The sequence below is a fragment of the Aeromonas encheleia genome (genome assembly GCF_900637545.1).
GTDB lineage: Bacteria > Pseudomonadota > Gammaproteobacteria > Enterobacterales > Aeromonadaceae > Aeromonas > Aeromonas encheleia.
The window spans coordinates 3,608,420-3,629,190 of the sequence record NZ_LR134376.1 but is presented as its reverse complement, the minus strand read 5'-3'; the positions used below and the strand labels follow the sequence as shown (position 1 = coordinate 3,629,190).

Here is a 20,771-nt window from a genome sequence, read left to right as displayed (position 1 = left end):
GGTTTGCACAGGATGCGTTCGGCGGGGGCTACCGGCCGAGGGTTTCCTTATCGGGGGGCGGGCGCACGGCGGGCGGATGAATGCCGTGCGGATCTGGACCCCATCAGCCTCAGTGCCCGTGCCGGGCGAATGCGACTGTGGCAGTTGACTCTTCTATGCTGATAGCTGGCCAGCGGGCCAGCCACATCAGTGACAAGGAGATCACCATGGCACGTGTCAGTACCTATCTCAATTTCGCCCGGGAGACGGAGGCGGCTTTCCTGTTCTACCGGGAGGTGTTCGGCGGCGACTTCAACGGCCCCATTCACCGCTTCAAGGATTCCCCCGGCTGCCCCGGCCAGCCCGCCCTGTCGAAGGAGGACGAGGAGCTGGTGATGCATGTGGAGCTGTCCATCCTCGGCGGCCATGTGCTGATGGGCACCGATGCCCCGGTCAGCATGGGGTTCAATCTGGTGCAGGGCAACAACAGCTACCTCAACCTGGAGCCGGACAGCCGTGGCGAGACCGATCGCCTGTTTGCCGCCCTGGGGGCGGGGGGCAAGGTGGAGATGGCGTTGCAGGAGATGTTCTGGGGGGACTACTTCGGCTCTCTGGTCGACAAGTTCGGCACCCACTGGATGTTCAACTGCCAGAGCAAGACTTGAGTGCTAGCTGCCGGTGCGGAACACGAAAAAGAGGCTCATGGAGCCTCTTTTTTTATGGCGTCGATCCCGGCATCAGCCCGGCTTGCGTCCCACCATCTCGGCCGGTATCACCCAGGCGTCGAACTGGCCGGCGCTGACGTGACCGGAGGCGATGGCCGCCTCGCGCAGGCCTATCCCCTCGTGGTGGGCGCGCTTGGCGATCTCGGCCGCCTTGTCATAGCCGATGTGGGGGTTCAGCGCGGTCACCAGCATCAGGGAGTTGGCCAGCAGCTCGTCGATGCGCGCCCGGTTCGGCCCTATGCCGATGGCGCAGTGATCGTGGAAGCTCTGCATGCCGTCGGCCAAGAGCCGCACGCTCTGCAGGAAGTTGTAGGCGATCATCGGCCTGAACACGTTGAGCTCGAAGTTGCCGCTGGCCCCGCCGATGTTGATGGCCACGTCGTTGCCCATCACCTGGGCGCAGAGCATGGTGAGCGCCTCGCTCTGGGTCGGGTTGACCTTGCCCGGCATGATGGAGGAGCCGGGTTCGTTCTCCGGGATGATCAGCTCGCCGAGCCCGCTGCGGGGGCCGCTGGCCAGCCAGCGCACGTCGTTGGCGATCTTCATGAGAGAAGCCGCGAGGGTTTTGAGGGCGCCGTGGCCATGCACCAGCGCATCGCTCGCCGCCAGGGCCTCGAACTTGTTGGGGGCGCTCACCAGCGGCAGGCCGGTCTGCTCTGCGAGTGTGCTCGCCACCGCCTCGGCAAAGCCGGGCGGGCAGTTGAGGCCGGTGCCGACCGCGGTGCCCCCCAGCGCCAGCTCATACAGATGGGGCAGGGCGGCGCGCAGATGACGCTCCCCCTGCTCGAGCTGGGCGACCCAGCCGGAGAACTCCTGGCCCAGGGTGAGGGGGGTGGCATCCTGCAGGTGGGTGCGGCCAATCTTGACGATGTCATCGAAGGCGGCGGCCTTGCTGGCGAGCGCGCTCTTGAGCGTGTTGAGGGCCGGCAGCAGCTGGCCCGTGATGGCGGTGACGGCCGCCAGGTTCATGGCGCTGGGGAAGACATCGTTGCTCGACTGGCTCTTGTTCACCTCGTCGTTGGGGTGCACCAGCCGCGCCTCCCCGCGCGCGCCGCCGAGCAGCTCGCTGGCGCGGTTCGCCAGCACCTCGTTGAGGTTCATGTTGGTCTGGGTGCCGGAGCCGGTCTGCCAGACCATCAGCGGAAACTCGGCGTCGTGCTGGCCGCACAGCACCTCGTCGGCGGCGGCCATGATGGCCTGGGCCTTGCGTGCGGCGAGTAGCCCCTGGGCGTGGTTGACCCTGGCGCAGGCGGACTTGATGCGGGCGAGGGCGTGGATGAGCTCAAGCGGCTGGCGCTCACCGGAGATGTTGAAGTGGTGCAGGGAGCGCTGGGTCTGGGCGCCCCACAGCCGCTGCGCCGGGACGGCGATCTCCCCCAGACTGTCTCGTTCCATCCGGATGTCCATACCGATACTCCTGTCGATGAGGTGTCCAATCCCTAGCATGACCACAAACGGCGGCCGGGGCCAGCTTGCACATATGACAGCGGCTTGCTTATAATAAGCAAAGCTTACTATATAGGTTGCATGCTATGAACAAACAACCCGATTCCATCGGATTCCTGCTCGGCGATGTGCAGCGTCTGATGCGTCGCCAGTTTCAGCAGCAGCTGGAAGGGAGCGGCCTGACCCTGGCCCAGGCCCGTGCCCTGGTGCATATCGCCCGCAGCGAGGGGATCCGTCAGGTCGAGCTGGCCGACGGGCTGGATATCCAGCCCATCACCCTGGCCCGCCAGCTCGATCAGCTGGCCGAGAATGGCCTGGTCGAACGGCGCAGCGATCCCACCGACCGCCGGGCCTATCAACTCTATCTGACCGAGGCCGCGACCCCTTATCTGGCGCTGATCAAGCGGGCCTCCGAGGTGGTGCATCAGCGCGCCATCGGTGAGCTGGGGGAGGAGGCGACCACTGCCCTCTGCCACTCCCTCAAGATCCTGCGTGCCAACCTTTGCCATTCCTGATTTCCCCTTTCGACCTTATTACTAGCGGAGCGCTTTTATGACCACTGACTCACCCTCCTCCCGTCCCGCGGCCGACCGGCGCCGGACCCGCGTGCTGCTGCTGGTGGTGGTGCCGGCACTGGCCCTGCTCGGGGTCGGCGCCGTCTACCTGCAGGGCGGACGCTATATCGAGACCGACAACGCCTATGTGAAGGCGAACAAGGTGCCCATCAGTACCGAGGTGCTGGGTCGGGTGGCCAAGGTGTTCGTCGACGAGAACCAGCAGGTCAAGGCCGGCCAGCCGATATTCGAGCTGGATCCCGAGTCGTTCCAGGTCGCCGTGACCAAGGCCGAGGCCGAACTCGCCAAGGCGCGCACCGATCTGGTGGCGCTGCAGACCAGCTATCGCGGTCAGCAGGCCGAGATTGCCGTGGCCCGCACCCGCAACGCCTATGCCCTCAAGGAGGAGCGTCGGCAGGCGGATCTGGTGGCCAAGCACTTCACCTCGACCGCCAACTACGATGACGCGCGCCAGCTCACCATCCAGACCGCCCAGCAGCAGGTGGCGCTGGAGGAGGGGCTCAAGAAGATCGAGGCCTCCCTCAGCGGCGACGTGAACCTGCCGGTGGAGCAGCAGCCCGCCTATCGCGAGGCCGCCGCCGTCCTGGCCAAGGCCAAGCTGGATCTGGCCCGCACCACCATCTACGCCCCCGCCAACGGCATCGCCAGCCAGCTGCCCAAGCCAGGTCAGTACATGCTGGTGGGCATGACCGCCATGATGCTGGTGGAGACCGACAGCCCCTGGGTGGAGGCGAACTTCACCGAGACCGAGCTGACCCATGTGCAGCCGGGCCAGACGGTAGATATCAGCGTGGACACCTACCCGGATGCCCACTGGAGCGGGGTGGTGGAGAGCCTGAGCCCGGCCACCGGCTCCGAGTTTTCGGTGATCCCGGCCCAGAACGCCACCGGCAACTGGGTCAAGATAGCCCAGCGCGTCGCGGTGCGGATCCGGCTGCAGGAGGGGGCCGATCAGCCGCTGCTGCGCGCGGGTCTGAGCGCCATCGCCGAGATCGACACCGGCCACAAGCGCAGCCTGCTTGGCTGGTCATTCCGAGGTTGATATGACGACAGCAGGCACAGAGGAGGCCGATCAAGGCACCCGTCGCGTCTTCATCACCCTGTCGGTGATGCTGGCCACCATCATGCAGGCGCTGGATACCACCATCGCCAACGTCGCCCTGCCCCACATGCAGGGCGCCATGGGCGCGACCCAGGATCAGATCTCCTGGGTGCTCACCTCCTACATAGTGGCGGCCGCCATCTTCATGCCGCTGACCGGCTTCATCTCGTCGCGGATCGGCCGCAAGCGGCTGTTCATGTGGTCGGTGGTGGGCTTCACCGTCGCCTCCATGCTGTGCGGCGCGGCCCAGAGCCTGGAGCAGATAGTGCTGTTCCGGCTGCTGCAGGGGATCTTCGGCGCCAGCCTGGTGCCCCTCTCCCAGGCGGTGCTGCTCGATACCTATCCACCGGAGAAGCACGCCTCCGCCATGGCGCTCTGGGGCATAGGTGTCATGGTCGGCCCCATCCTCGGGCCCTCGCTGGGGGGCTGGCTCACCGAGTACTACAACTGGCGCTGGGTGTTTTACATCAACCTGCCGTTCGGCCTGCTGGCCTGGTTCGGGCTCGCCGCCTTCATCGAGGAGACCAGACTCGACGCCAGCCGGCGCTTCGATCTGCTCGGCTTCGCCCTGCTCAGCCTGGGGATAGGGGCGCTGCAGATGGCGCTGGATAGGGGGGAATCCCAGAACTGGTTCGCCAGCCGGGAGATAGTGATCGAGACCATCATGATGGTGCTCTGCTTCTACCTGTTCGTGGTGCACATCTTCACCCACCCTCACCCCTACATAGAGCCGGCCCTGTTCAAGGATCGCAACTTCAGCGTCGGCCTGGTGTTCATCTTCATCGTCGGCATCATCTTGCTGGCGACCATGACGCTGCTGCCGCCCTTCATGCAGGGCCTGATGGGCTACCCGGTGATCGACGTCGGCTACCTGCTGGCACCGCGCGGGGTCGGCACCATGTTCGCCATGATGCTGGTGGGACGGCTGTCGGGCCGGGTGGACGTGCGCATCCTGATCCTGCTGGGGCTGCTGCTCACCAGCTTCTCCATGTGGGAGATGACGCTGTTCAACACCGACATCAGCAGCTGGGACATAGTGCGCACCGGGATCATTCAGGGGCTCGGCCTCGGCTTCATCTTCGTGCCGCTCTCCACCATCACCTTCGCGACCCTGGCCCCGCGCTATCGCAACGAGGGCACGGCGCTGTTCAGCCTGGTGCGCAACATCGGCAGCAGCATCGGCATCTCTGTGGTCATCACCTACCTGGCTCAGCGCACCCAGATGAACCACGAGGTGTTCGCCTCCTACATCACCCCCTTCAACGCGGCCCTGAATCAGGGGATGGGCATGGTGGCGCTGATGGCACCCAAGGGGCTCGCCATGCTCAACGGCGAGGTGACCCGTCAGGCCAGCCTGCTCGCCTATCTGCAGGACTTCCGCCTGATGATGTGGGTCAGCCTGTGCGCCATCCCGCTGGTGTTGCTGCTCAAGGCGCCAAAGCGCGGTGGCAACAAGGAGGAGATGGTGCTGCTGGATTGAGTGCCGGCTACCCTGAACACGTGCCCGCGCCGGACGGGAGAAAGCGAGAGGGATGGCCCAGGCCATCCCTCTTTTTTATGCGCTCAGGGCACGGAGCCGCGTCAGACTCTGGGAATGAAGGGGGTCAGTGCGGCCAGCGGGGTGGCGTCCTGATACTCCTGAGTCGTCTCGCCGTGCTTGAAGATCTTGAAGCCCTGGCCGCGGGCGCTCCAGTATTCGATGCTCTCGCCGCTGATCTGCAGCAGGCTGGCCTCGCGCAGGGCCACCACGTGTTCGCTCGGGTTGATGGCGCAGAACTCGGCGAGGCGCTCGTCGCGGGTCTCCCCCATGTGGCCGCTGATGCTGGCGTCCAGATAGTGGGGGTTGATCTGCTGGGGGAACAGGCCGAGGGCCGGCAGCACGGCGGCGTTGCACACCGGCATGTCGTTGGTGGTGCGGATGCTCGGGGTCGCCACGTTGCAACCGGCGCTCCAGCCCACATAGGGCACGCCCCGCTCGCGCACGGCGCGCTGGATGGGCACGATCAGGCCGTACTCGTGCAGCAGCTGGTTCAGGCGCCAGGTGTTGCCGCCGCTGATGAAGATGGCGTCGGCCCGGTTGATGGCATCCACAGGATCGTCGAACTGGTGAATGCTGACGGCCTCGACTCCCAGGCTCTCGCCGAGCTCATTGGCCCTGGCGTCCCAATCGCTGCGGATCACCGCGTAGGGGATGAGCAGGATGCGCTTGACCTGTTTGCGGGCGAGCAGGCTCTGCACCCGATCCCGGGCCCAGCCGAGCAGACCCGGACATTCGGTGGCTTTACCATTGCTCAGAAGAAGCAGTTCCATAGTGACTCCTCGATATGAAAGGCGCAGGGCCGCACGGGCCCCGATTAAGGCAGAGGGGCACTCTAACCCCATCGGGGCAGAAAGTGTGTGATCTCATCGCGTTTTGTGTCGCCGAGTCAGGCGTTGCGCCCGCCTTGGCCGGTATCCAGGCCTCAGGACGGTGCGGTGACATCCGCATAGAGCAGCATCAGCTCGGCCAGGGAAGTGACCTCGAGCCGCTTCATCAGGCTGGCGCGGCACACCTCGACGGTGCGCACCGAGATGCAGAGATCCCGCGCTATCTGCAGGTTCTTGTGGCCCTGGGCGATGAGCTGCAACAGCTGGTGCTCGCGCGGTGGCAGGGTCTGATAGACGCGCTGGCGAGCCAGCCGCTTCGCCGCCGCCAGGGTGGCGAGATTGGCGCGCGCTATGGCCTGGAGCAGGGGCGCGAGCTGCACCGGTTTTTGCAGGAAGTCGACGGCCCCCTGCTTGAGGGACTCCACCGCCAGGGGCACCTCCCCGTGGCCGGTGAGAAAGAGGATGGCGATGGGACTCTGGGCTGCCTTCAGCCGCTGCTGCAGCTCGGGCCCCGACAGGCCCGGCATGCGGCAATCCAGGATCAGGCAGGCGGGCCGGGCCGGATCTATGTCCCTCAGGAACGCCTCGCCGCCGGTGAAGCAGCTTACCCTCAGATCGCAGCTCTCCAGCATGAAGCGCAGGGAGTCGAGCACGGCCCTATCGTCGTCGACCAGGTAGAGCGGGGGTTGGGCTTGGGTCGGCATCTCAGTTCTCGCTGTTGATGGTGGGGGAGGCGTCAGCCTCCTGGCTGTGGATGGGCAGGATCACCCGGGCGAGGCAGCCGCGGGGGCTCAGGTTGCTTAAAGAGAGTTGGCCGCGATGGAACTCGACCACGTCCCGGCAGATGGCGAGCCCCAGCCCCATGCCGTCGGCCTTGTCGCTGTGAAACGCCTGCTGCAACTGCGCCTCTGGTAACCTCAGACCGGGACCGTTGTCGCGTACCTCCAGCAGCAGTTGGGCGGGTTCGAAGGCGATCGATAGCTCGACCCGGCCCGGCTCATCCCCCTTGTCCCGCTGAGCCGCGCTCTCGGCCCCATTCTTGATGAGGTTCAGCAGCAGCTGCTCCACCCCGGTGCCATCCAGTGCCAGGAGCCGTGGCTGACCCTGCCAGCGCACCTCGAGGGCGACCCCGAGCGGCGCCAGCATCTGCTCGAGCAGGGGCCGCAGGCCGTTCACCAGGGCGACCAGATCCGTGGGTTCGGGCTGGCGCGGGCGCTTCTGCAGGCGGGATCTCAGCCGCTGGACTGTCTGGTTGATGCGCTCGACCTGCTGGCCTATCTGCTCGAGCGCCTGGCTCAGCACGGGATCCGGGGCCGAGCCTTGGCCCTGTTTAGCCAGGCGCAGCAGGGCTCCCTGGCTGTAGTTGGCGATGGCGGTGAGGGGCTGGTTGATCTCGTGGGCCATGTTGGCGCCGAGCTCGCCGAGCTGGGCGAGACGCCTGGCCTGCTCGAGCTGGCGCCCCTTGTCGGCCAGCTGGCGGGTCTGCTCATCGAGCCGGCGGTGACTGGCGAGCAGTCGACGCTGGCTGCGGCTGAACAGCTGTTGCAGCAGCAGGTGGTGGCCGCCGAGCAGCAGCACCAGCAGCAGGGCGCCCCAGCCCCACTGCTGATGTTGGCGCAACCAGTGCCAGGCCTCCTGCCACCAGGGGCCCTGCAAGGGGTGGCGATCCAGTGCCTTGAGCAGGCGATCGATGCTGAGTTGGCTGGTGGGCACAGTCCAGCCGGCCGAGTCGGCGGCGATGGCCGCCGGGCTGTCGGGGGGCAGGGCAAACAGCGCGCGGGTGACCGCCAGCGCCAGCTCGGGGGAGGCCTGCTCCGTCTTGGCAAAGGACCAGTTCGGGTAGAGCCGGGTCGAGCTCTGGCAGCCAAAGCCGGCCGGCGCCTGGTTGTCCAGCACCCGAAAATCCGAGTAGGCGACCTTGCCCTCCCGTGCCATGCGCTCCAGCTGGCAGACCGGCACTATGGCGGCGGCGACCTCATCCGCCGCCAGCTGCTCGATGAGCCTGTCGAGGGGGAAGCCGCTGAAGCGCACGGCGGAGAAGAAGCTATCCAGCCGCACTCCCTGTTCCCCCGCCTCGAAGCGGTAGGCGAGGTAGCCGCCGAAGGCGTTCTCCGACACGGCGGCGACCGGCCGCCCCTTGAGATCCGGCCAGTGCCGGTAGGGGGCATGGGCGCGCACCACCAGGGCGGCGCCGATGGCGAGGTTGTCACCCCCCGCCGGGCTCTTGAGGGTGGCGAGCCAGGCCAGCGGATACTGGCGCGACAGGCTGACCGACTGGCCCGGGTTGGTGATGACGAACGCCAGCAGCTCCTTCGCGACGGCCTCGGCCAGGGCATCGAGCTCCAGCGGGACCAGCTCGAAGCGCCGCCCCGGCACGCTCTCATCCAGCCAGCCCATCAGCGGCTGCCACTGATGGCGGGCCACGGCGAGACCGCGGGTCGCCAGCACGCCTATTCGTACCGGCTCGGCCAAGGCTAGTTCCGGCTCGCTCAGGGCCGGCTCAGATCCGGTCAGGGGCTGCGCCGGCTCGGCCAGGGCGGGGGAGACGCCGAGCCAGAGCCACAGGGCCAGCAGGGGCCACAGGGCGGGCGATGACGAAGGGGCGTGACGGGACAGGGCGCTCTCCTTGGGCGGGGATGGGGATGCCAGTCTATCACCTGGGCATCGCCCTGGGCCCGCCTCGGCGCGGTGCTGGGGCGGCGAATGGGGCTCCCGTCACAGTTCGGCGGTTATCGAGTCGATTTTATTGCGCTGGATCAACCCGGCTCCCGGTATGTGGAAAACCACAATAGAGACGGCTCTTTGGCCCGGGGACAATCGGCTCACTCCCCCACGCCAGCGTCAGCAGAAGGAAAGAAGCCATGGAGCTCAGCAAGCGCCGATTGTTATCCGGGATCGCGGCCCTCACCGCGGGGGCGGCCCTGATCCCCGTGACGCAAGCCCAAGTTCAGGCCCAGTCCGTACCCGTCCCCCGCAATGAGCGGGCGGCCATAGGCCGGGGGGATGGCCGCAAGCGCTACGGCATGCTGATCGATCTGCGCCGCTGCGTCGGCTGCCAGGCCTGCACCGTGGCCTGCACCATAGAGAACCAGCCCCCCCTCGGCCAGTTTCGCACCACGGTCAGCCAGTACGAGGTGAGCGACGTGGCGGCCCTCGATTCCCCCGCCTCCCTCTTCATGCTGCCCAGGCTCTGCAACCACTGCGCCGAGCCCGCCTGCCTCGATGTCTGCCCCACCGGCGCCACCTTCCAGCGCGAGGACGGCATAGTGGTGGTCAACAACGACTGGTGCGTCGCCTGCGGCTACTGCGTGCAGGCCTGTCCCTATGACGCCCGCTTCATCAACCATGAGACCAACACCGCCGACAAGTGCACCTTCTGCGCCCACCGGCTGGAGGCAGGGTTGCTGCCCGCCTGCGTGGAGAGCTGCGTCGGCGAGGCGCGCATCATCGGCGATCTGAACGATCCCAAGAGCCAGATCAGCCGGCTGCTGCGGGAATACGAGTCCGCGCTCAGGGTGCTCAAGCCGGAGGCCCATACCCAGCCCAGGGTCTTCTATCTCGGCATGGATGAGGCGTTTGTCAGCAAGATCGACGGCCACCCGGCGCAGCGCACCCTGCTTGGCGATGACGGCAAGGAGATAGCCCATGACCATTAATGAACTGCTGGCCCCGGATCAACCCATCACCTGGCTGCCCTGGGCGGTGCAATATTTCTTCCTCATCGGTCTGGCCTATGGCGCCCTCTGGCTGGGCGCGGCCGATCTGTGGCGCAAGGCGCCGGATCGGCGGCTGCAGACCCTGGCCGCGGTGCTGATGATGGGGGCCGGCCTGGTGGCGCCCATCGCCCTGACCGCGGATCTGCACCAACCGGCCCGGGCCTGGCACTTCTACGCCCAGACCCGCTTCGGCTCCATCATGTGGTATGGCGCCTACCTGCTGCCGCTGTTCAGCCTGCTCAGCATGGGGCTGGGCTGGCTGCTGATAAGGCCGAACCTGGCCAGGCGTGGGGAGGAGCATGACAGGGTCGCCGCCCTGGCGCGGCTGCTCTGCCTGGGAGGCTGGTCCGGCGAGCGCTGGCTCAAACCCTTGGCCCTGCTCGCGGCTCTGAGCGGGCTCAGCATAGCGCTCTACACCGGGCTCGAGACCATGGCGGTGCAGGCGCGCCCGCTCTGGCATACCCCCTGGTTGCCCTGGCTGCTGGCGCTGAGCGCCGTGCTGGCGGCCCAGAGCGCCCTGCTGCTGCTCAACCGGCTGCTGGCGGGCTGGCAGCAGGGCACGGAGGCGGGGCTGCTGCGCCAGATCCGCCCAACCCTTGGCCTGCTCGCGCTCTCCCTGCTGGGCTGGGCCCTGCTCGGCGGCGCCTCGGCGGCTGAGGCGGCGGCCCTCTATCGGCTCGATCCGAGTTGGCGGCTGGCGGCCCACTGGCTGCTGCTGACCCTGGGCCTGCTCGGCCTGTTGCTGCTGGCGGGGCACAGGCTCTCTTTGCGCCTGCAATCCTGGGGGGTGGCGCTGCTGGCGCTGCACCTGGTGTGGGGCCTGCGCTGGCTGGTGCTCATTCAGGGGCAGCTGGCGCCGAAATATGGCGCCGGCGTCTATGTCTACCAGATCGCCTGGGGGCCGGCCGGGGTGCTCGGCATCCTCGGCACCTTCGGCCTGCTGCTGGCCCTGCTGGTGGCACTCTCCGAGCTGGTTCGCACCCCCTCTCTGCCATCCGTCACCCAAGCATCCGCCACCCAGGCGTCCACCACTCATTCCGCTCGCGAGGCAATCTGATGGATCACAGCAAACGCAAGTTTCTCAAGGGAGCCGCCATCGCCGGGGGCACGGGGCTGTTCGTGGCCGGTTACAGCGACACCCTCAAGCAGGTGGTGAGCGGGGTGGCCACCGGCAGCTCGGGCAAGCCGACCCGGGATCCCATCCACGGCAACTCCCTGGCGGTGGAGTACAGGGTCGATGAGCGGGGGGAGATCCACCCCAACCCGGCCCAGCGGCTGGCCAACACCATGTGCCTCGGCTGCTGGACCCTGTGCGGGGTGCGGGCCCGCATCGACAACGAGAGCGACAAGATAGTGCGCATCCTCGGCAACCCTTATCACCCGCTCTCCGCCCTGCATCACATCGACTTCAAGACGCCGGTCAAGCAAGCGCTGCTCGGCACCAGCGGCTATCAGGAGGGGGGCCTGGATGGCCGCTCCACCGCCTGCGCCCGGGGCAACGCCATGCTGGAGCAGCTCGACAGCCCGCACAGGGTCACCCGCTGCCTCAAGCGGGTCGGCCCCCGTGGCAGCGGTCGCTGGCAGAGCATCCCGTTCGAGCAGCTGATCGAGGAGGTGGTGGAGGGGGGCGATCTGTTCGGGGAGGGCAGCGTCGAGGGGCTCAGGGCCATCCGCAACCTCGCCGAGCCGCTCGATCCCGCCAACCCGGAATATGGCCCCAAGGCCAACCAGCTGCTGGTGAGCAACGCCTCGGACGAGGGCCGCGACGCCTTCATCAAGCGTTTCACCTTCAACGGCTTCGGCACCCGCAACTTCGCGAACCACGGCGCCTACTGCGGCCTGTCGTTCCGGGTGGGGGCCGGCGCCCTGCTGGACGATCTGGAGAAGAACGCCCACCTCAAGCCCGACTGGGACGAGAGCGACTTCCTGCTGTTCATGGGCACCTCACCCCAGCAGTCCGGCAACCCCTTCAAACGCCAGTCCCGCCAGCTGGCGGCGAACCGGGCGCGGCAGGACAAGCCGTTCTCCTACGTGGTGGTGGCGCCGAGCCTGCCGAACACGGTCAACCTGCCGTCCGCCCCCGCCAACCGCTGGCTGCCCATCAGGCCCGCCACCGACTCGGCCCTGGCCCTGGCCATGCTGCGCTGGATCATCGACAACGATCGTTACGCCGAGCCCTTCCTGGCGGCACCTAACGCAGAAGCTGCAGAGCGGGCCGGCTATCGCGGTTTCAGCAACGCCAGCCATCTGGTGATAAGTGACGAGTCGCACCCCCGCTTCGGCCAGATGCTGCACGCCAGCGATCTGGGGCTGCCCCACAGCGGTGAAGCCTATGGCGAGGGGGATGAGGTGCTGGTGGTCGAGGAGGGGAGTGACGAGCCGACCCCGGCCGGCCGTTGCGAGCGGGCCCGACTCTGGGTGGCGCGCAGCATTTCGACCCCGGGCGGGGAGTTGGCGGTCAAGAGCAGCTTCCAGCTGCTGGCCGAGGCGAGCCGGGAGCATACCCTCGAGCAATACAGCGCCGAGTGCGCCGTGCCGGTGGCCGATATCGTCGAGCTGGCGCGGGAGTTCACCAGCCACGGCACCCGGGCGGCGGTGATCACCCACGGCGGCACCATGAGCGCCAACGGTTTCTACACGGCCTGGGCCATCATGATGCTCAACGCCATGATAGGGAACCTCAACGCCAAGGGCGGCGCGGTGGCGAGCGGCGGCAAGTTCAATCCCTTCGGGAGCGGGCCGCGCTACGATCTGGAGAGCTTCCCCGGCATGGTGAAACCCGCCGGCGTCTTCCTCTCCCGCTCCAAGTTCCCCTACGAGAAGACCTCCGAATATCGTCGCAAGAAAGAGGCGGGGCAGAACCCCTATCCGGCCCACGAGCCCTGGTTCCCGCTCTCGGGCCCGCTGCTCGGCGAGCACCTGACCGCGGCGGTGAGCGGTTACCCCTACCGCGCCAAGGCCTGGATCAACCACATGGGCAACCCGCTCTACGGTCAGGCCGGGTTGCACCAGGCCATAGGTGAACAGCTCAAAGACCCCAGGGTGTTGCCGCTGTTCATCAGCATCGACAGCTTCATCAACGAATCCTCGGCGCTCTCCGACTACATAGTGCCTGACACCCTGACCTACGAGTCCTGGGGCTGGGCAACCGCCTGGCACGGGGTCATGACCAAGGTCTCGACCGGGCGCTGGCCTGTGATCGAGCCCAGAGTGATCAAGACCGCCGAGGGGGATCCCGTTTGCATGGAGTCCTTCCTCATCGCGGTGGCCAAGCGCCTCGGCCTGCCGGGCTTCGGCGAGGGGGCGATCGAGGGATCGGATGGCAAGCTGCATGGGCTCAACAAGGCGGCGGACTTCTCCCTCTACGGGGCGGCCAACGTCGCCTACCTCGGCCAGCCGGTGCCTCCCATCGGCGCTGAAGACCTCGCCTGGTCCGGGGTGGCGCGGATCCTGCCCACCCTCAACGCCACCCTGAGCGCGGAGGAGGCGAGCCGCGCCGCCTATCTCTACGCCAGGGGCGGGCGCTTCGAGCCGGTGGCCAAGGGGCGCGACGAGGCGGGTCAGCCGAGCAAGCGCTGGCCCAAGCCCCTGATGCTGTGGAACCCGGCGGTGGGCAGCCGCCGTCACAGCCAGAGCGGCCAGTTCCTGAGCGGCACCCCGCGCTTCTTCCGGGCCCAGCTCGCCGACGGCACGCCGCTGAGCGAGGTGTTCAAGCCGGCCCAGTGGCCCCTGCTGCTCACCAGCTACAAGTCCCACACCATGAGCTCCATGAGCATCGGCTCGGATCGCCTGCGTCAGGTGCACCCCAGCAACGGGGTGCGGCTCAACGCCCAGACGGCGGCCCGCCTCGGCATAGTGAGCGGGGACAGGGTGCGGGTCAGTACCCCCAATGGCAGCGTGATCGGGCTGGCCGAGTGCGTGGCCGGGGTGCAGGCGGATGCCATCGCCATCGAGCACGGCTTCGGTCACAAGGAGCTGGGGGCGCGGGAGCACTGGATAGACGGCCAGCGGGTGGCGGCCAGCGCCCTGCGCGGCGCCGGGGTGAACCTCAACGATCTGGCGGTGCTGGATCCCAGTCGCCACGGTCGTTATCCCCTGGTGGACTGGGCCATCGGCTCCTCGGCGCGCCAGGGCTTGCCGGCCCGGGTCGAGAAGCTGGTGTAGCGCCAGATGCAAAAAAAAAAAGCGGGGCCATCATGGCCCCGCTTTATTTTGCGGTGATCCCGCGTATTAGGGGTTCAGTTCGACGTCCACCCACACCAGGCGGTGATCCGAGCTCACTCCCTTGGCGATGCCGAGCTTGGCGTCATACACCAGGTGGTAGCCCGGCTCGAAGCTGGCGGGCCAGAACACGCCGGAGGCGACCGCGTTGAGGTTGGCGGAGGGGATCAGGTGATCGAGCTGCAGGCCGCTGCTGCTGGTGATGCGCTCCGGGGTGGTGCGGCCGTTGTTGCGCTTGCACTGATCCGGCTGGCTGGCGAGGCACTCGGGGCCACCCTGGCTGACCGGGATCAGGGCGCCGTTGGTGACCGCCTGGTTGACCAGCGCATGGTTATGCAGGTCCTGGATGGCACTGAGATCCCCGTCACCGAGCTGGGGATCGGCGTTGAGATCCCCGGCGATGACGAACCTGGCGCCCTGTGGCAGGCCGCCGGCCTTGCCCGCGTCGTCCACCATGTAGCTGGCGGCCTCCACATAGTCCTGCCAGAAGGCGACCTCGGCTCTGTTGTGCTTGACGTTGTGGCGCGCCGCGTTGCCGAAGATGGGCGGGGTCGGGTGGGAGAGGAGGAAGTGGACCACCACCTCCTTGTTGCCCTGCTTGATGCGCACCGGCACGTCCGCGTGATTCTTGGAGGAGAGCGGGAACTGCTCCCAGGCCGCGGCGTCATACCAGGCATCGCCGCACTGGCGACCGGCCGGGATCGGGGCCTTGGGGTTGTTGCAGTCGTCGATGATGGGGTTCTGCTCGCCGGGCATGTCCTTCCACTTGAACTGCTGGAAGGTGCGGATCCCTTTGGTATCGATGGGATATTTCGACATCAGGGCGAAGGCGTACTGGCCGTGGTAGTTGCCAAAGCCCCAGGCGTCATCCGGCCCGCTGTTGCGCTTGCCGTCCAGATTGAGGTCATGACCGCTCATCAGGCCGGTGTTGGTGGCGAAATTCTGCATCACCGGGTAGCTGATGGCCTGCACCTCGCCGTGCTGGGCATGGGCCAGGTAGTTGTCGTTGAACGCCTTCAGATCGGCGGTGCTCTCGCCCTTGCCGTCGTTGTCGAATTCGTTCAGCAGGAAGACGTCCGGGCGGGTGCGCTGGATGATCTCGGCGATATTGCGGATCTGCTGCACGTCTTTGGCCTGGGTGATCTCGGCCTTGCCGAGGCTGGTGTCACCGTCCTGATAGCGGGCCAGCAGGGCGTCCTGGGCGGCGCGGTCCAGGGCCAGTTCGCCGCTCAACATGCCGGGGGCGGTGCGATCGAACGAGAGGTTGAAGGTAGCGAAGCGAACCATGGGATCGGGGGCCTTGGAGTCATTGTTGCTGTCACAGCCTGCCAGCATTCCGAGGGAAATGGCAGCGGCGATCAGGGACTTGTTGATATTTTTCATTGTAATATTCCGTAGCATCAATATGTTATGCCTCTGTAGGGTCAAGTGAGGCGTGGCCATTATAGGGATCCCGCCCTTGGGTAGGGCGCCGGATGAGCCAAAGTGTGAGTCCATTCACAGAGCAGAACAGAGGGGAAACGAGATGAGTCGGCGGCAAACGGCCCTGGTGGTCGAGGGGGGCGCCATGCGCGGCATCTTTGCCGCCGGGGTGCTGGATGCCTTCATGGCCAGGGGAGTGACGGCGTTCGATCACTGCATCGGGGTCTCGGCGGGAGCGGTCAACCTGGCGGCCTTCCTGGCCGGCCAGCAGGGGCGCAACCACAGCGTCATCACGGATTACTCCTGTCGCCCCGAGTTCATCAGCCTGGCGAAGTTCATGCGCGGCGGTCACTGGCTGGATCTCGACTGGCTGTGGGAGATCACCATCCGCGAGTGCCGGCTCGATCTGGCGCGGTTTGCCGCGAACCCTGTGCCGCTGACGGTGGTAACCACCCGGGTCTCGGACGGGCAGGCCGCCTATCTCAAGGCGACGGCGGAGGAGCTGGAGCAGCAGATCAAGGCCTCCTGCTCGGTGCCGCTCGCCTATCGCGACTTCGTGCGGCTCGGGGGTGAGGCGATGACCGACGGCGGGGTGGCGGACTCCATCCCGGTGCGCCACGCCTATGAGCAGGGGGCGCGGGACATCACAGTGGTGCTCTCCCGCCCGCTCGGCTATCGCAAGCGGGCGCCGCGTCTGCCCGCCCTGCACCGTTACCTGCTGCGGCAGACCCCGGCGCTGGCCCGCGCCAGCCTGGCCCGCCATCACAGCTACAACGACGCCATCGACTTCATCCGCAATCCGCCGGCGGATTGCCGCATCCGGCTCATTCATCCGCCCGCGGGCTTCAGGGTCGGTCGCATGACCACGGATCCGGACAAGCTGGAGCAGGGCTATCAGATGGGCTGGCAGGCGGCGCAGGCCTACCTGGGCACGGATTAGTGCCCGGCGGCGAGCGGCTTAACGAAGGGCGTGGTGCGACTGCGGAAGGCGGCCATCGAGCAGGGGCACGTGCTGAATGGCCTGGTCCAGCCAGGCCCAGTCCAGCGGCGGTGTGCCGGCCTTGAAGCGCTGGTAGGCGCGGCCCTGACGGACGGTCAGGAACAGGGTCGTCGACAGGCCGAGGCGATTGAGATAACGCACCATGACGTCGCCCTGATAGTTGTGCAGCCGTTGCTGCAGTTGGGGCAGGCTCAAGCCCTGCTCCTGACCGGTTTCATCCCAGATTGCAAACATGCGAGGCGGCTCCTGACGGTGAGGAGTCCACTGTTTCGAAAAAAGCGGGGGAGGGCAATTGTCAGATCTGACAGTGCCAAATGGCATCTAGCCATAAAAGCGAAAACCCGGCGCTGGGCCGGGTTTTCTGAAGAATGGTGGAGGGAGAAGGATTCGAACCTTCGAAGGCAGAGCCGTCAGATTTACAGTCTGATCCCTTTGGCCGCTCGGGAACCCCTCCACAGGGGTACTATTTTTTACAGGCCTAACTCATACAGCTCAGGAAGATGGTGGAGGGAGAAGGATTCGAACCTTCGAAGGCAGAGCCGTCAGATTTACAGTCTGATCCCTTTGGCCGCTCGGGAACCCCTCCACGGGGTATTTTCCTGATTTTTCGCACTTGAATGGTGGAGGGAGAAGGATTCGAACCTTCGAAGGCAGAGCCGTCAGATTTACAGTCTGATCCCTTTGGCCGCTCGGGAACCCCTCCCCAAGTGCGAGGCCGCATACTACCAGATCCGGTAAGGTTGTGAACCCCTCAGGCCCATTCTGACGACAAAAAAATATCGTTTGGTTATTTTTTGATTTGTTCAGCTCAAAATTCACGCTTTTCAATGACTTTCAGGGGCGGTGCGCAGCCGCCGGGCGCGGATGTGGACGGGGTGATTGGCGGCAGGGAAGAGGGGCGGAGATAAAGATGGAGATAAGAAAGAGGAGCCAGCGCTGGCTCCTCTTTCTTGTTCATGCCGCTGTGCCTTGCCTATTCATGCGCTTGGCGGCCTGGCTCAGGCCTCGGTGTTGGCCTGCTGGCAGCCCGCGACGGCGTGGGCGATCAGCTCCAGCGCGCTCTGCTCGCAGGGCGGCAGCTCGACATCGCAGTGGCCAAGCGGGGTGACCCTGTCGCCCCACTTGATAAGGGCGGCGCCCCAGGTCAGGCCGGCCCCGAAGGCGGCGCTGAGCAGATAGGAGTTCGGCTTGACCCGACCCTGCTCCAGCGCCTCGCACAGGGCGATGGGCACGGTGGCGGCCGAGGTGTTGCCGTAGTGCTCTATGTTGACCATCACCTTGTCCATGGGCGCATTCATGCGCTTGGCCAGGGTCTCGATGATGCGCATGTTGGCCTGGTGCGGCACTATGAGATCGACCTGCTCGGGGGTGATGCCGGCCTGGGCCAGCACGGCGCCGGTGGCCTCGCCCATGCCGCGCACGGCCCGCTTGAAGATCTCCTGCCCCTCGAAGTTGAAGGTGAAGAGGCCGTCGATGTCGGCGAAGCGTACCCGATCGGTGCCAAAGTTCGGCACGTGCAGGATCTCGCGCGCCTCGCTGTCGCAGCCGAGCTTGTTGGCGATGAGGCCGGACTGGTTGTCGCTCGCCTCGATCACCACGGCGCCGGCGCCGTCACCAAACAGCACTGCGGTGTCGCGCTTGGCCCAGTCCAGCAACTGGGTGAGACGCTCGGCGCCTATCACCAGCACCTTCTGCATCATGCCGGTCTGGACCAGGGAGGTGGCCACGGAGAGCGCATAGACGAAGCCGGTACAGGCGGCATTGAGGTCGAACACCGCCGCCTTGTGGGCGCCGAGGGCCTGCTGCACCGCTGAGGCACAATTCGGGATCAGGGTGCCCGGGGTGGCGGTGGCCAGGATGATGCCATCCAGCGCCGCGGCCTCGAGACCGGCGCAGGCCAGGGCACGGCGGCCGGCCAGGGTGGCGAGTTCGGTGTTGCTGACGTGGGAGACCCGGCGTGCCTTGATGCCGGTACGCGGATAGATCCATTCATCCGATGTTTCCATGATGGTGCTGAGCGCATCGTTGGTCAGCACTGCGGGGGGCAGGCATTTGCCCCAGCCGGTGATATTGGCGTATTTCATCTTGTTATCGCTTCTTGTTGTGGATCGCCCGCGGGCGGAAACTCGCGCAATTATGCCGTACCGGTTTTCCGGTGTCATCTCGCGGCCCTGTTTTGGCAAATGGCAGAAGGCGGGGTGGGGGACGAACAAGTCGGTGATTTTGCTTAAAATAGCGCCCCGCCTTGCCCTAAGATAGGGGCTGGTTTCTCCCAAGGATGATCTGAGTGCACAAAGCGAATCTCAACCTGTTGCCAACCCTCAAGGTCTTGCTGGAGACCCGCAACATCAGCCGGGCGGCCGAGCTGCTGCACCTCAGTCAACCCTCCATCAGCAAGCAGCTCAATCAGCTGCGCGGCGAGTTTGGCGACGAGCTGCTGGTGCGGGAGGGGCAACGCTGGCTGTTGACCCCGCGGGCCGAGAGTCTGGCGGCGGCGCTGGCCGATCCGCTCGGGGCCCTGGCACGGCTCTACGAGGCGCCCGGCTTCGAGCCCGCCCGCTGCGAGCGGGTGTTCCGGCTCGCCTCCTCCGACTATGTGGCCCAGCACATCCTGCCCGACATCTGCGCGGCGCTGGCGAGGGCGGCGCCGCTGGCGGCGCTCGAATACAGCCTGTGGGACAAGCGCCAGCTGCCGCAGCTGTGGCAGTCCGAGCTGGATCTGGTCTCCACCATCACGGAGCTGGTGCCGGATCAGATCCGCGGCCTGCATCAGGGGGAAGACCGGCTGGTGATGCTGATGGGGCGCCACCATCCGCTGTCCGGCATGGCGCCGACCCTGGAGGACTACCTCGCCTGGCCCCATCTGCAGGTGAGCGGCGGCGGTGACAAGGACAGCCCGGTGGAGCAGGTGCTGATGCCCCAGGGCCTCTCCCGGCGCTGGTTCGCCCGGGTGCCCTTCTTCCAGGCGGCGGTCGAGGTGCTGCTGCGCACCGATTGCCTGATGACCACCCCGGCCCACATCGCCTGGCAGCTGTCGCAGGAGCACGGCCTGAGCTTCTGCGATCTGCCCTTCGCCACCCGCACCCAGCAGTATCATCTGCTGTGGCACCAGCGCCATCATCAGGATCCGGCCCACCAGTGGTTCAGGGAGCTGGCCTATCCCTTCCTGCGAGAACATCTGCAGCGGACCCTCGGCGAGAGCCGAAAACAACTAGCCGAGAGCCGAAAACAACTGGACGAGAGCCGCAAACCGCTCGGCAGATCCTGAGGTAGTGAGTCGTGCTGACCCATAGCCATTGGCTATGGGCTCTATTCATAACTTTCACTTCTGGCATGGCGGCGCACCCGCTTAACCTGACTGCCGGTATTCATTTTCATTCGAGATAGAGGCAGTTATGGAATTCACGAGCTGGCTGGCGCTGGCGGCAATCTGTGTGATGGGGGCCATCAGCCCTGGGCCGAGTCTGGCGCTGATCATCCGTAATACGGTGCAGGGCGGGCAGGGCCACGGGGTGGCGACCGCGCTCGGCCATGGCCTGGGGGTCGGCATCTATGCACTGGTCACCGCCCTGGGTCTCTCCTTGCTGATCACCCAGACCCCGCTGCTGTTCGATCTCATTCGTTACGGCGGCGCGGCCTTCCTCGCCTGGCTCGGTATCAAGGCGCTGCTGGCGAAACCCGCGAGCGGCGCGACCGAGGAGGCGGTGCATGCGCTGCGCGGTCGGCAGGGCGCGTTCGAGGGCTTCATGGTGGCCTTCCTGAACCCCCAGCTCGCCATCTTCTTCATCGCCCTGTTCAGCCAGTTCGTCCACGCCGACACCGGCTGGCGCGAGGGCGGCATCATGATGCTGACCGCCGGTGGCATCGATGCTATCTGGTACGTGCTGGTGGCCCTGGTGCTGTCTCGCGGCCCCGTGCTGGCCTGGCTCAAGGCAAAGTCCTCCGTCATCGATAAAGTCAGCGGCTTGGTGCTGCTGGGACTGGCGCTGAAGGTGGTGCTTTGATGCTGCTCTCCCGCGGACATCCATGGCTGGCCTGGCTCAAGGCAAAGTCCTCCGTCATCGATAAAGTCAGCGGCTTGGTGCTGCTGGGACTGGCGCTGAAGGTGGTGCTTTGATGCTGCTCTCCCGCGGACATCCATGGCTGGCCTGGCTCAAGGCGAAGACCTCCGTCATCGACAAAGTCAGCGGCCTGGTGCTGCTGGGGCTGGCGCTGAAG

General features: G+C 66.2%; 18 protein-coding genes and 3 tRNA genes. 10 read left to right on the top strand and 11 right to left on the bottom strand.

The window, feature by feature from the left end; all coding sequences use genetic code 11:
- Nucleotides 1–206 precede the first annotated feature (206 nt).
- On the top strand, nt 207–644 hold the full coding sequence (locus EL255_RS16735) for a VOC family protein (RefSeq protein WP_042654321.1): 438 nt from the start codon (nt 207–209) through the stop codon (nt 642–644).
- Nucleotides 645–716: 72 nt separating this feature from the next.
- Here the strand turns inward: EL255_RS16735 and fumC are convergent, their stop codons facing one another.
- Nucleotides 717–2,111: a class II fumarate hydratase gene (fumC, locus tag EL255_RS16730; RefSeq protein ID WP_042654188.1), complete on the bottom strand. Its 1,395-nt coding sequence runs from the start codon at nt 2,109–2,111 to the stop codon at nt 717–719.
- Nucleotides 2,112–2,236: 125 nt separating this feature from the next.
- Between fumC and EL255_RS16725 the strand changes: the two genes are divergently transcribed.
- From EL255_RS16725 to EL255_RS16715, 3 genes are read left to right on the top strand one after another with little or no spacing between them, the layout of a single operon-like run.
- The gene (locus EL255_RS16725; RefSeq protein ID WP_042654187.1) at nt 2,237–2,665 is read left to right on the top strand and encodes a MarR family winged helix-turn-helix transcriptional regulator; all 429 of its coding nucleotides are present in this window, start codon (nt 2,237–2,239) and stop codon (nt 2,663–2,665) included.
- Nucleotides 2,666–2,702: 37 nt separating this feature from the next.
- Complete coding sequence (locus EL255_RS16720; RefSeq protein WP_042654186.1) at nt 2,703–3,767, top strand: HlyD family secretion protein; 1,065 nt, start codon at nt 2,703–2,705, stop codon at nt 3,765–3,767.
- Nucleotide 3,768: 1 nt separating this feature from the next.
- Complete coding sequence (locus EL255_RS16715; RefSeq protein WP_042654185.1) at nt 3,769–5,307, top strand: DHA2 family efflux MFS transporter permease subunit; 1,539 nt, start codon at nt 3,769–3,771, stop codon at nt 5,305–5,307.
- Between the two features lie 101 nt (nt 5,308–5,408).
- Here EL255_RS16715 and pepE read toward each other — a convergent pair whose 3' ends face one another.
- From pepE to EL255_RS16700, 3 genes are all read right to left on the bottom strand, one after another.
- Nucleotides 5,409–6,137 (bottom strand): dipeptidase PepE, encoded by a 729-nt coding sequence (gene pepE, locus EL255_RS16710; protein ID WP_042654184.1) that lies wholly within the window; start codon nt 6,135–6,137, stop codon nt 5,409–5,411.
- A 152-nt stretch (nt 6,138–6,289) separates the two neighbouring features.
- Nucleotides 6,290–6,898 carry a response regulator transcription factor gene (locus EL255_RS16705; RefSeq protein ID WP_042654183.1) on the bottom strand — a complete coding sequence of 203 codons (609 nt, stop codon included), beginning with the start codon at nt 6,896–6,898 and terminating at the stop codon, nt 6,290–6,292.
- Between the two features lies 1 nt (nt 6,899).
- Nucleotides 6,900–8,777, bottom strand: a complete 1,878-nt coding sequence (locus EL255_RS16700; RefSeq protein WP_084228376.1) for a sensor histidine kinase — start codon at nt 8,775–8,777, stop codon at nt 6,900–6,902.
- Between the two features lie 278 nt (nt 8,778–9,055).
- Here EL255_RS16700 and dsrO point away from each other — a divergent pair, with 278 nt between their 5' ends.
- The 3 genes from dsrO to EL255_RS16685 are packed head-to-tail and all read left to right on the top strand — an operon-like array spanning nt 9,056 to nt 14,074.
- On the top strand, nt 9,056–9,850 hold the full coding sequence (gene dsrO / locus EL255_RS16695; protein WP_042654181.1) for a sulfate reduction electron transfer complex DsrMKJOP subunit DsrO: 795 nt from the start codon (nt 9,056–9,058) through the stop codon (nt 9,848–9,850).
- Nucleotides 9,840–10,967, top strand: a complete 1,128-nt coding sequence (nrfD, locus tag EL255_RS16690; protein ID WP_042654180.1) for an NrfD/PsrC family molybdoenzyme membrane anchor subunit — start codon at nt 9,840–9,842, stop codon at nt 10,965–10,967. The genes dsrO and nrfD overlap by 11 nt, the downstream gene beginning before the upstream one ends.
- Entirely contained in the window at nt 10,967–14,074 is a 3,108-nt protein-coding gene (locus EL255_RS16685) for a tetrathionate reductase subunit A (RefSeq protein WP_042654179.1), read from the top strand. The genes nrfD and EL255_RS16685 overlap by 1 nt, the downstream gene beginning before the upstream one ends.
- A gap of 66 nt (nt 14,075–14,140) precedes the next feature.
- Here EL255_RS16685 and EL255_RS16680 read toward each other — a convergent pair whose 3' ends face one another.
- Complete coding sequence (locus tag EL255_RS16680; RefSeq protein WP_042654178.1) at nt 14,141–15,514, bottom strand: endonuclease/exonuclease/phosphatase family protein; 1,374 nt, start codon at nt 15,512–15,514, stop codon at nt 14,141–14,143.
- 142 nt (nt 15,515–15,656) lie between these two features.
- On the opposite strand from EL255_RS16680, the gene EL255_RS16675 reads away from it, so the two are divergent.
- Nucleotides 15,657–16,493: a patatin-like phospholipase family protein gene (locus tag EL255_RS16675; protein WP_042654177.1), complete on the top strand. Its 837-nt coding sequence runs from the start codon at nt 15,657–15,659 to the stop codon at nt 16,491–16,493.
- An 18-nt stretch (nt 16,494–16,511) separates the two neighbouring features.
- Here EL255_RS16675 and EL255_RS16670 read toward each other — a convergent pair whose 3' ends face one another.
- The 6 genes from EL255_RS16670 to EL255_RS16650 all read right to left on the bottom strand — a co-directional run bounded on the left by EL255_RS16670 (nt 16,512) and on the right by EL255_RS16650 (nt 18,637).
- Nucleotides 16,512–16,787 (bottom strand): hypothetical protein, encoded by a 276-nt coding sequence (locus tag EL255_RS16670; RefSeq protein ID WP_042654176.1) that lies wholly within the window; start codon nt 16,785–16,787, stop codon nt 16,512–16,514.
- A 135-nt stretch (nt 16,788–16,922) separates the two neighbouring features.
- Nucleotides 16,923–17,007, bottom strand: a tRNA-Tyr gene (locus EL255_RS16665).
- 47 nt (nt 17,008–17,054) lie between these two features.
- Nucleotides 17,055–17,139 (bottom strand) — tRNA-Tyr (locus EL255_RS16660).
- Nucleotides 17,140–17,171: 32 nt separating this feature from the next.
- Nucleotides 17,172–17,256: transfer RNA gene (locus tag EL255_RS16655), tRNA-Tyr, on the bottom strand.
- 105 nt (nt 17,257–17,361) lie between these two features.
- On the bottom strand, nt 17,362–17,511 hold the full coding sequence (locus EL255_RS21410) for a hypothetical protein (RefSeq protein ID WP_157013112.1): 150 nt from the start codon (nt 17,509–17,511) through the stop codon (nt 17,362–17,364).
- Between the two features lie 40 nt (nt 17,512–17,551).
- Nucleotides 17,552–18,637, bottom strand: a complete 1,086-nt coding sequence (locus tag EL255_RS16650; RefSeq protein WP_042654175.1) for a ketoacyl-ACP synthase III — start codon at nt 18,635–18,637, stop codon at nt 17,552–17,554.
- 203 nt (nt 18,638–18,840) lie between these two features.
- On the opposite strand from EL255_RS16650, the gene EL255_RS16645 reads away from it, so the two are divergent.
- The gene (locus tag EL255_RS16645; protein WP_042654174.1) at nt 18,841–19,821 is read left to right on the top strand and encodes a LysR family transcriptional regulator; all 981 of its coding nucleotides are present in this window, start codon (nt 18,841–18,843) and stop codon (nt 19,819–19,821) included.
- Between the two features lie 127 nt (nt 19,822–19,948).
- Nucleotides 19,949–20,557, top strand: a complete 609-nt coding sequence (locus EL255_RS16640; protein WP_042654173.1) for a LysE family translocator — start codon at nt 19,949–19,951, stop codon at nt 20,555–20,557.
- The last annotated feature ends 214 nt before the right edge of the window (nt 20,558–20,771 follow it).